Source organism: Micromonospora sp. NPDC050686 (assembly GCF_040654475.1).
GTDB lineage: Bacteria > Actinomycetota > Actinomycetes > Mycobacteriales > Micromonosporaceae > Micromonospora.
In genome coordinates this window covers 62,586-72,622 of sequence record NZ_JBFAID010000033.1, presented here as the reverse complement: position 1 = coordinate 72,622, position 10,037 = coordinate 62,586, and the positions used below count along the sequence as shown (strand labels likewise).

General features: G+C 75.0%; 11 protein-coding genes and 1 other RNA gene. 1 reads left to right on the top strand and 11 read right to left on the bottom strand.

Features of this window, described 5'->3' with window-relative positions; translation table 11 throughout:
* Positions 1-182 precede the first annotated feature (182 nt).
* The 11 genes from npdG to AB0H57_RS20845 form a co-directional block, all read right to left on the bottom strand.
* The gene (gene npdG, locus AB0H57_RS20895; protein ID WP_357508803.1) at positions 183-878 is read right to left on the bottom strand and encodes an NADPH-dependent F420 reductase; all 696 of its coding nucleotides are present in this window, start codon (positions 876-878) and stop codon (positions 183-185) included.
* A gap of 193 nt (positions 879-1,071) precedes the next feature.
* Positions 1,072-2,502 (bottom strand): RNB domain-containing ribonuclease, encoded by a 1,431-nt coding sequence (locus AB0H57_RS20890; protein ID WP_357508801.1) that lies wholly within the window; start codon positions 2,500-2,502, stop codon positions 1,072-1,074.
* 62 nt (positions 2,503-2,564) lie between these two features.
* The gene (locus AB0H57_RS20885) at positions 2,565-3,374 is read right to left on the bottom strand and encodes a histone (RefSeq protein WP_357508799.1); all 810 of its coding nucleotides are present in this window, start codon (positions 3,372-3,374) and stop codon (positions 2,565-2,567) included.
* Between the two features lie 84 nt (positions 3,375-3,458).
* Positions 3,459-3,659, bottom strand: coding sequence for a hypothetical protein (locus tag AB0H57_RS20880; protein WP_357508797.1), 201 nt, complete (start codon positions 3,657-3,659; stop codon positions 3,459-3,461).
* Positions 3,660-3,800: 141 nt separating this feature from the next.
* Positions 3,801-4,769, bottom strand: a complete 969-nt coding sequence (locus AB0H57_RS20875) for a hypothetical protein (RefSeq protein ID WP_357508795.1) — start codon at positions 4,767-4,769, stop codon at positions 3,801-3,803.
* The gene (locus AB0H57_RS20870) at positions 4,763-5,095 is read right to left on the bottom strand and encodes a PadR family transcriptional regulator (protein ID WP_357508793.1); all 333 of its coding nucleotides are present in this window, start codon (positions 5,093-5,095) and stop codon (positions 4,763-4,765) included. Before AB0H57_RS20870 ends, AB0H57_RS20875 begins: the two co-directional genes overlap by 7 nt.
* Positions 5,096-5,287: 192 nt before the next feature.
* On the bottom strand, positions 5,288-5,860 hold the full coding sequence (locus AB0H57_RS20865) for a hypothetical protein (RefSeq protein ID WP_357508791.1): 573 nt from the start codon (positions 5,858-5,860) through the stop codon (positions 5,288-5,290).
* Between the two features lie 175 nt (positions 5,861-6,035).
* Positions 6,036-6,446, bottom strand: coding sequence for a PPOX class F420-dependent oxidoreductase (locus AB0H57_RS20860; RefSeq protein ID WP_357508789.1), 411 nt, complete (start codon positions 6,444-6,446; stop codon positions 6,036-6,038).
* Positions 6,447-6,552: 106 nt separating this feature from the next.
* Positions 6,553-6,967: RNase P RNA component class A (gene rnpB / locus AB0H57_RS20855), an RNA gene on the bottom strand.
* A 133-nt stretch (positions 6,968-7,100) separates the two neighbouring features.
* A complete protein-coding gene (locus tag AB0H57_RS20850; RefSeq protein WP_357508787.1) occupies positions 7,101-8,537 on the bottom strand; it encodes a hypothetical protein in 1,437 nt (478 codons plus the stop codon).
* Positions 8,534-9,046 (bottom strand): SigE family RNA polymerase sigma factor, encoded by a 513-nt coding sequence (locus AB0H57_RS20845; protein ID WP_357508785.1) that lies wholly within the window; start codon positions 9,044-9,046, stop codon positions 8,534-8,536. The genes AB0H57_RS20850 and AB0H57_RS20845 overlap by 4 nt, the downstream gene beginning before the upstream one ends.
* Before the next feature lie 164 nt (positions 9,047-9,210).
* On the opposite strand from AB0H57_RS20845, the gene AB0H57_RS20840 reads away from it, so the two are divergent.
* On the top strand, positions 9,211-9,972 hold the full coding sequence (locus AB0H57_RS20840; RefSeq protein WP_357508783.1) for a sulfite exporter TauE/SafE family protein: 762 nt from the start codon (positions 9,211-9,213) through the stop codon (positions 9,970-9,972).
* Positions 9,973-10,037: the final 65 nt, after the last annotated feature.

Genomic DNA, 10,037 nt, shown 5'->3' with positions numbered 1-10,037 from the left:
GGGACGAGTGCTCACCCACCGGCGGCTACCACCGGACGAGTCTGCCTGAGGCCGACCCGCAACACTCATTAGGAGGGGCCCCCGCTTAACGCATTCTGGATAGGCGGGGGCCCCGGTTAACGCCTGCGGGCAGCGCGCGCAGCACACCGGCGCGGCGGGCAGTGCGCGGTGCGGCGGGCGGCTCAGAGGTCGGTGACGCGGATGCCGGCGTGCGCCTTGTAGCGCTTGTTGATGGCGATCAGGTTGGCGGTGAACGCCTCCACCTGGTGGGCGTTGCGCAGCCGGCCGGCGTAGATGCCCCGCATGCCGGGGATGCGGGCGGCCAGCGCGGCGACGATGCCCACCAGCTCCCGGTCCTCGGTGCAGATCAGCACGTCCAGGTCGATCCGGTCCACCTCCGGGTCGGCCAGCAACGGCGCGCTGACGTGGTTGAACGCGGCGCACACCCGGGAGTCGGGCAGCAGCGCCGCGGCCTGCTGCACGGCGCTGCCCTCGGGCACGGTCAGCGCGTACGGGCCCTGCTTGTCGAAGCCGAGCGGGTTGACGCAGTCGACCACGATCTTGCCGGCCAGCGGCTCGGCGAGGGCGGCGACGGTGGCGGCGTGCCCGTCCCACGGCACCGCGATCACGACCACGTCACTGCGCCGGGCGACCTCGTCGTTGTCGGCGCCGGTGACGACACCGGCCGGCAGGCCGGGCAGTGCCGCGATCTCGGCGGCCGCCGCGGCGGCGCGCTCGGCCGACCGCGAGCCGACCAGCACCCGCTGGCCGGCCCGGGCGAACCGGTAGGCCAGCCCCCGCCCCTGGTCACCGGTGCCGCCGATGATGCCGACGGTCAGCCCGGACACGTCGGGCAGCGTGCTCGCGTCGTAAGCCATGGGGCCATCCTCGCAAAGCGCCGACGTCCCGGCAGCCGCCGGGCGATGTGAGAATGCCCGCTGCCGCGCCGCCCCAGCTCCGGCCGCGGGCCGGGCCAGCGGCACGGCGAGACAGCCGGCCGCGAGCCGCCGAACCAGCGGCACGGCGAAGCCAGCGGCACGGCGAAGCCAGCCGCACGGCGAAGCGGGGCGCTCAGGCCCGCTCGAAGGCGACCTTCCGCTGCGCCGGGTCGGCGGTGACCAGCCGCACCCGGACCCGCTCGCCGAGCGGCAGCTCGCCGACGCACCGGGCGCGCACCGGGGGCTCGTCCAGCGCCACCGTGCCACCGGGCTCCCGGCCGGGCTTCGCCTCGCCGGAGGGCGGAGCGTCCACGTCCAGCACCGCGGCGTCGAAGGTCTCCCCCACCCGGTGGGCCAGCAGCACCGCCTCGGCCAGCTCGATCGCGCCGCGGGTGGCGGCGCCGGCCGTCCGGTCGGTCACGGCCATCACCTCCGGCAGCTTCGGCAGCGCGGTGCGCGCCCAGTCGGGCACCTCCCGGCCCGCGTGCAGGGCCAGGCAGACCTCGGTGACGTACCGGTCGGCCAGCCGGCGCAGCGGCGCCGTGACATGGGCGTACGCGGCCCCGACCCCGCCGTGCCCGGGCTGCTCCGGCAGCTCACCGTCGAACGCGGTGTACCCGGCGCCGCGCATCAGCTCGGCGGCCTGGTCGATGAAGGCCGCCGCCCGGGGCTCGGACGCGTCCAGCCCGGCGAGCAGCTCGCCCACGCTCATGCCGGCGGGCCAGTCGACGCCGAGCGGGGCGGCCGCGGTACGCAGCCGCTGGACGGCCTCCGGCTTCGGCGGCGGCATGGTCCGCAGCAGCCCGACCCGGCCGGCGAGCATGATGTCGGCGGCCGCCATGCCGGTGAGCAGCGAGATCTGCGCATTGTGGTCCTCCATCGGCACCGGCCCGCGCAGCACCAGCCGCCAGCCGTCGCCGTCCGGTTCGACGTCCTGCTCGGGCAGCGGCAGGTTCATCGCGCCCCGCCGCAATCCCCGGGCGGTGAGCAGGGCGCCGATCTCGGGCAGCAGGGCGATCGGTTCGGGCAGCCGGCCGGCCTCCGCGTCGGCCTGCACGCCGCGGTAGTCCAGCTGGGCCCGGCTGCGTACCCGGGCGCGTTCCAGCTCGACCGCCACGATGCCGCCGTCGGCGTCCAGGTCGATGGTCCACAGCACCGCGGCCCGGTCCTGGCCGGGCAGCAGGCTGGCCGCGCCCTCGCTGAGGGTGTGCGGGTGCAGCGGGACGTTGCCGTCGGGCAGGTAGACCGTCTGCCCGCGCCGCCAGGTCTCCTCCTCCAGCGCGCCGCCGGGGCGTACGTGGGTGGCGACGTCGGCGATGGCGTACCTGACCCGGTAGCCGCCCGGACGGCGGCCGAGGTGCATCGCCTGGTCGAGGTCGCGCGAGCCGACCGGGTCGAGGGTGACGAACTCGACGTCGGTGCGGTCCGCGGCGGGCGGCAGCGGGGCCGAGGCCGCCTCGTCGGCCTCCCGCTGCGCCGCGGGCGGGAACTGCTCGGGCAGTTTCAGCTCGCGGCGCAGCGCGCCGAAGTCGATGCGGGGCGCCAGTACGCGTCGGATGACCACGCGTCAATCTTGGCAGCGGGCCGCCTGATCCGCCTTCCGGCGTTCGGCCCGTGCCCCGATCGTCAGCCGGTGGCCCGGCGGGAGGTGGCCCGTACGCCACGGGGAGCGGTCGCCCGGGCGGCGGCCGGGCGGGCCGGCGCCTTGCGGGCGGTGACCTTCTTGGCAGCGGTGGCCTTGCCGGCCGGCGCCTTCTTCGCCGCCGTCGTCTTCTTGGCGGTGGTGGTCTTCTTCGCCGGCGCCTTCTTCGCCACCGCCTTGCGGGCCCCACCGCCCGGGCGGGTGGTGGTCGTCTTCCGGGCGGTGGTGGTCGTCTTGCGGGCCGGCGCCTTCTTGGCCGTGGTCTTCTTCGCCGCCGTGGTCTTCTTCGCGGCGGTGGCCTTCTTCGCCGCGGTGGCCTTCTTCGCCGCCGTGGTCTTGGTGGCGGCGGTGGTCCGCGCCGTGGCGGTCTTCCGGGCCGGGGCCTTCTTCGCCGCGGTGGTCCGCTTCGCCGCGGTGGTCTTCTTCGCGGCCGTGGTCTTCTTCGCCGCCGTGGGCCGCGCCGCGGTGGTCTTCTTCGCGGCGGTGGTCTTCTTCGCCGTGGTCCGGCCGGCCGGCGCCTTCTTCGCGGTGGTCTTCGTGGCCGGCGCCGTCCTGGCGGTCGTCGCCTTCCGGGTCACCGTCTTCTTGGCCGCCGCCTTCTTCGCGACCGCCTTCTTGGCCGGCACGCGTCCGGCGCCGGCACCCGACGCGTTCGCCGACGCCCGGTCGGCCGACGTCGTCCGGGTGGACTTGGTGGCGGCGGCACGGCCCGTGGTCCGGTTCGCCGCGGCGGTGCCCGACGTGCTCGTACGCTTGGCGGCCGGACGGGTGGTGGCCTTACGTGCTTCGGCCATCTGGGTTCCCTCCTTGGGGACATGCGCTCGCGTGCTCCCCCACGGAGCACGGAGTTCCTCGACGCGGCCGTCCCGCGTCGTCTGTCAGCCCTCCCCGGCCCAACGGGCGTCCTCGGCCTCCCACGCTTCGTTGCGCTCCCGCACCTTCTGCAGGGCGTTCTCCGCGTCGGCCGCCGAGGCGTACGGTCCGAGAACGTGCTTCGCGGGACACACGTCAGCATCGGTCTCGACCCGGTGGTGTCGTGTGCACCAGTAGTAGTGCCCACCACTTCCGTCGTCGCTCATGCGCTCACTGTGCACCGCGAACCGCCCGGCCGCTACCGGAACGACACAAATAGTCGCCGGCGCCTCCACATTAGACCTGCTCAGGGCGGCTACGAGCCGGAACGGCGGAAGTCGCCGCGCCGGCCCGGACCGGGCCCGCGGTCAGGCGACCGACGGAACGGCCGCCGGCACGACCGCCGGGCCCGGGCGGGCCACCGCGACGGTGTACGCCACCGCGTACGGGGTGCAGGCGAGGTAGAACAGCGGCTCGACCAGCACCCGGTCGGTGATGAGGAACAGTTCCCAGTCGGTCGGGCGGGGCAGCCCCAGCGACGAGTCGGCCAGGCAGTTGAGCAACCAGAGCGGGGCGGAGACGCGGTCCACCGCGTCGGCGGGCAGGCCGTCGACGACCGGCTCGACGGGAACCGCCGGGATCGCGGAGACCACCGCGAGGACCACCGCGGCGTCGGCCGCCACCAGCGCGCCCAGCAGCCCGACCAGCCAGGCCAGCCGGGTCCGTCCCCGGCGGGCCAACCGCCCCGCCGCCCAGAGGGCGGGCGCCAGCAGGGCGAGCCAGAGCAGTGTCTCGGGCACCAGGTCGAGCGCGCCGCCCTCCCCGCGGGTGGCGAACAGGGCCAGCACCACGATCGCCGTCGCGCCGATCGGCAGCAGCACACCGAGCGTGGTGGGCAGCGCCCCGACGCGTACGGTGTGCCGGGCGGCCCGGGTGACGGCGAGCGCGAGCAGCACCGCCAGGCCGGCGGTGAGCCCGGTCCAGATCGGCAGCTGCGCGTCGGTGGCCCAGGCGACGCGGGTGGCGAGCACGCCGTACCCCAGGCCCATCGCGAGGCCGGTGAGCGCGACGACCACGACGCAGGCCGGCGGGGCGAGCAGCAGCACCCCGGCGGTGCGCCGCAACTGCCGGTGCAGCACGGTGCGGTCCACCAGCGGCGCGGCGGCCCGGCCGGCGGCCAGGCTGGCGGCGAAGCGCAGCATCGGCCACCGGCGGCCCTGCCGGGCCAGCACGTGCAGCTCGGCGGCCCACTCCCGGGTCAGCTCGGCACGCAACTGCGCCGGCCAGCGCCGCACCGCCGCTCGGAGCAGCAGCCCGGCCAGCCGCCGGGTCAGCATGCCGGAGCTCCGGCCGGCTCGGCGCCACCGGATGAGGTGCGCCCGGCCGGGGCGAGGGCCCGCAACTCGGCCAGGGCCAGGCGGGCGGCGCGCGCGCCCTCGCCGGTGAGTTGGTAGTAGCGGCGGGCCGGCCGGCCCTCGGTGACCGGGTCGACGTCCTCCCAGTCGGCCGCCAGCCAGCCGGCGGCCCGGAGCCGGTGCAGCACCGGGTAGAGCGTGCCGCTGGGCAACCCGGTGACGCCCATCAGGTCGAGACCGTAGCGGGGGGTCTCCGGCTCGGCGAGCAGGGCGGAGAGCACCTTCGCCACCGGAACGGTCAGTCGCATGGCCGCACTCTATCGGTTTTCTACATAGGGCGGAACGGCGAGCAGGGCTACCTGAGCGTCTACGCGGTCAACGGGCCGGCACTGCTCGCCGTGGCGGTCCTGTTGGAGGACGTGTCGGCGGACGCCTGACCGACCGGTGACCCGCGGCGGCGTGGCCGCCGCACCGCGCACCGGTGCGGTCCGGCCGCCCGGTCAGCAGGCGGCCCGGTAGTCCGCCTTGGTGGCCCGCCGCAGCTCGACCCGGACCGGCGGGGCGGGCGGGTGGTCGTCGCCGATTGAGGACCGGGCCACCCCGTCGGGATCGATCTTCGTGATCGTGGCGTCGAGCCGCAGCAGGTCGCCGTCCCACTCACCCTTGAGGTAGTTGAGGAAGAGACCGGGCTCGTGCCGCTCGGGGCGGGTCTTCACCGAGAACCGGGTGCCCCGGAAGTTCTCCGGATCGCCCCACACCTCGTACACGGTGCGCTGGCCGGCCCCGCACACCTTGGCGGCGCCGTCGATGTCCGGGCAGTTGTAGCACTTCTGGTCCGGCGGGTCACCGACCAGATGCAGGACGAGGATGCGCTCGTCGCCGTCCGCCATGGACACCTCGCCCTGCCAGTAACCGGTCAGGCCGGGCCGGCCGGGCGCCGACACCCAGGGGTTGAGCACCCAGTGCAGCCCGTAGATGATGCCGAGGCCGACGGCGAGCACCAGGATCAGACCCACGATCAGGCGGACCGGGTTCCCCTTGCGTCGCCGCCGCCACGGTCCAACGATCGCCATCTCAGCCTCCTCCGGGCCGCCTCACCGTACTCATCGGAGTCCACGGTTGAGGACGGCCGCACGGGGCGTCGCGGGCGTCCGGTCGGACGGACTTCGCGGTTTGCCGCGGATCAAGCGGGGCGGCCTGGTCGGCCGCCGCCCCGGGGATTGCGGCAATCCACCCAGCCACCGACGGTCAGCGGGCTGCGCTACCGAGCACCCGGTCGGGAGTCAACCGGATCACCACCCGTACCACGTCCGCCGGCAACTGCCGATACTCTTCGCCCGCGCCCGGGCCGTCGTACTTGTCCGCCAGCTCAGCCGCCACCGACCGGCCGACGTCCTCGGTCACGCTCACCCGGCCGCGTACCTCGATGTACCGCTCAGCGTCGTTCCGGTCGACCACGGTCAGGCTCGCCCGCGGTTCGCGCCGCAGGTTCTTTTCCTTGCGTCGACCGGCCTCGGTGGAGATCAGCAGGTCGTCGCCGTCCCGGGTGACCCAGACCACCGAGGTCTGCGGACCACCATCCGGGTTGATGGTGGCGAGCACCGCCGGGTTCGGGCCGTCGACGAGATCCCGGGCGTTGTCGCTGAGCGTCGCAGTCATCGTGCGAGCGTAGCGAGAGCTTTGTCGGGCCCGGTCGGGCCTTGAGCAACGGTCGATGCTCGAACAAACGACCCGGCCTTGATCGAGGCTCTGAGCTGGTGGGCGACGGACGAGTCGACCTGTACGCCGGATTCTGTGCCCGGCGCGCGCCCCGGAAGGCACGCACCGGCGGCGGCCATCCATCTCGGCCTGCCGTCGCCGGCAGGCTCGTGCGGCCTACCCGCAGACATCGGGCGGGCAGCCCTCAAGCGTCTGCGCGGGTCGTCATCTTGCGGTGACGGCCCATTCTTGGCCTTGCTCCGGGTGGGGTTTACCGAGCCACCCCGGTCACCCGGGGTGCTGGTGGGCTCTTACCCCACCGTTTCACCCTTACCGTCCCGTTACGGGGCGGCGGTCTGTTTTCTGTGGCACTGTCCCGCGGGTCACCCCGGGTTGCCGTTAGCAACCACCCTGCCCTGTGGAGTCCGGACGTTCCTCGGCGGCGGGCCGGAGCCCGCCGACGCGACCGCCCGGTCGACTCGTCCGTCGCGCCTCCATCCTAACGGCGCCCCCGCCGCCCCCATTTCCGCCCCGAGGGCGGTCTCCATGATCGTTGGCGGCCGAGCGGTGGGACACCCCGAGAAGGTGACCGCTCGGCCGCCAACGATCAACGGGTCACCAGTTGGCGACCAGGGACTCGCCGAAGAGGCGGGGGCCGCGCTCGCGCTCGCGGAACTCCGTACTGGCCAGCACCCGGTCGTGGGCGTCCACGGCCAGCAGGCTGACCCGATCGCCGACCGGCAGGGGGACCAGGGCGACGCCCTCGGTGACGGCGGTGGTGGCGGCGACGACGCCGCCCGCTCGCAGGATCTTGACCGCGGTCGCCCCCTTCGGCACCACCACGAGCACCCGGCCGCCGAGTTCGGCGTGCCCGCCGGCCCGGACCGGGAGCCGGACGGCGGTCAGGTCGCCGGATCCGCTGGCCGTGCTGGCCAGCGCCCAGTCGGCGCGGCTGGCGGCCATCGTCTCGGTGTCGTCGGGGACGGCGTCCTGCGGCGGGGCCAGCGCCAGCAGCACGTCGCCGTTCGGGCCGAGTTGCAGCAGCGTCGGGGAGCCGTCGGTGTCGCCGGTGACGACCGCGGCGGCGGTGTACGGGCCGGGGAGCCGTCCGCTCCAGCGCAGCACCGGCTCCGCGGCGATCCCGCTGGCCCCGGTGAGGATCCGGTAGGTGCTCTGTGCGGCGGCCCGGGTGCCGACGACGTCGGCGACGTCGCTCGGCGTACCGGAGGGCGGGGCCAGCGCCGTCGAGCCGCCGCCCACCTCGCCGACGCCGAACCCGACGGGGCCCTCCTCGCGGACCTCGCCGTCGCATTCCACCCGCCACCACCCGCGGACGTGCGGGTCCGTCAGGTGCAGGTAGCCGGGGGTGGGGGACGGCCGCCAGGTGCGCCCGATGGTGCCGTCGGGACGTACCGTGCCGGTCTCGGCCCAGGAGACGGCGCAGCCCTCCGGCGCCAGGCCGGTCAGCTGCCGTACGTCGCCGCCGTCCACGCCGCCGAGCACGGTGAACGGCAGCAGGGGTGCGTTGCCGAAGGCGCTGCCGTGCAGCAACTGCGTCGGCGTCGCGCCGGCCGGGGCCTGGTGGACCGCGAGGGCCGCCGCGCGGTCCGAGTGGTATGCGACCGCGACCTGCCGGTGGCCGGCATCCTCGTTGACGAAGAGCACCTTCACCTCGGGCAGCCCGGGCGTGCCGCTGTCGCCCCGGCTCTCGGTGAACACCCGGGTAAGCTCGTCGACCAGCCGCCGGTCGCCGGCCAGGTTGCCTCGGGTCGGGGAGTCGATCAGCCGCCACACCCAGGGCGAGGCGACCGGGTAGCCCGCCTCGGCCCGGCCGTCGCCGCGCAGCCAGCCGGTCAGGCCGCCGACGCTCACCCCGGTCGCGGGCACCACGAGCAGCGCGGCGAGGGCGCCGGCGAGCACCGCGCCGAGCCCGGTCCGTCGCACCCGGCGGCGCCGCCGGGCGTGCCGCAGCAACCGGCCGTACGGGTCCTCGGGCGGCACCACCGTCGCGGCGGCGCGGGCCAGCCCGGCCCGGAGTTCGTCCACGCTCATGCCTGCTCCCCGATCAGTCGGTCGGCGACCGCCGGGCGGCCACCGGGTCGCAACACGTCCCGCAGCCGGGCCAGCCCCCGCGCCGCCTGGCTCTTCACCGTCCCCACCGAGCACCCCAACGTGGCCGCCACGTCGGCCTCGGCGAGGTCCTCCCAGTAGCGCAGCACCACCACCGCCCGCATCCGCGCCGGCAGCCGGCCCAGCGCCAGCAGCAGCTCGTCCCGCTCGGCCACGCTCTCCGTGTCGTCGGAGCGGGGCCGGTCGGGCAGGACGCCGGGCAGCAACTCGCGCAGCCCGATCCGACGCCAGCGGTTGGTACGCTCGTTGACCATCGCCCGCCGGACGTACGCCATCGGCTCGTCGACCCGCCGCCAGTGCCGCAGGGTCTTCAGCAGCGCCTCGTGCACCAGGTCCTGCGCGGCGTCCCGGCCCCCGGTCAGCAGGTACGCGGTGCGCAACAGGTCGCCGTAGCGCGCCTCGACGAACTCGCGGAAGTCGGGATCATCCACCTGGTGTCCCCTCGCCGTCACCGGTCACGTCTGTCGCTCCCTTCGTGGGTCTCGCCAGGTACGACACGGAACCGGCCCACGAGGTTGAGCCCGACGGCGAACTACCCAGCGGCCAGCACCCGGCAGGCCGCGCAGCGGCCTGGTGAGGCTAACCTCGGGGCACCATGGATCTCTCCGACGCCGCGCTGCTGCTCGCCGCCGGTCTCGCCGCAGGCACGGTGAACGCGGTGGCCGGGGGCGGTTCCCTGATCACCTTCCCGGCGCTGCTCGCGGTCGGCCTGCCCCCGGTCTCCGCCAATGTCAGCAACTCCGTGGCGGTCTCCCCCGGCTACCTGGCCAGTGTCGCGGGCAGCCGGATGGACCTGCCCCGCGGCCGTACGCTGTGGAGCCTGCTGCCCACCGCCGTGCTCGGCGCGGTGGCCGGTTGCGTGCTGCTGCTGGTCACCCCGGCGCGGGCGTTCGAGCTGGTGGTGCCGTTCCTGGTGCTGGGCGCGACGGCGGTGCTGGCCTTCCAGGACCCGCTGCGCCGGCTGGTCGGCCACCCGGCCGAGCTGAGCCCGCGCCGCCGGGCGGTCACCGCGCAGGCCATGGTCGCCGTCTGCACCGTCTACGGCGGCTATTTCGGCGCCGCGGTCGGGGTGATGCTGGTGGCCGGGCTGGCGCTGGTGCTGGACGCAACCCTGACCCGGGTGACCGCGATCAAGAACCTGCTGTCGGCGGTGGTGGGGCTGACCACGGTGGTGGTGTTCGCGCTGTTCGGCCCGGTGAACTGGGCGGCGGCCGCGGTGGTCGCGCCGGCCACCCTGATCGGCGGGTACCTCGGCGCCCGGCTGGTGCGCCGGCTGCCGCCGGTGGTGCTGAAGACCATGATCGTCGTCTTCGGCACCGTGATCGGCCTGTACCTGCTCTGGCGCGCGCTGCGCTGAGGCCGCGAGGTGTCAGGAGGGGGCCCGGGTTGTCGCGTACGCGATGACCGGGCCCCCTCCTGACA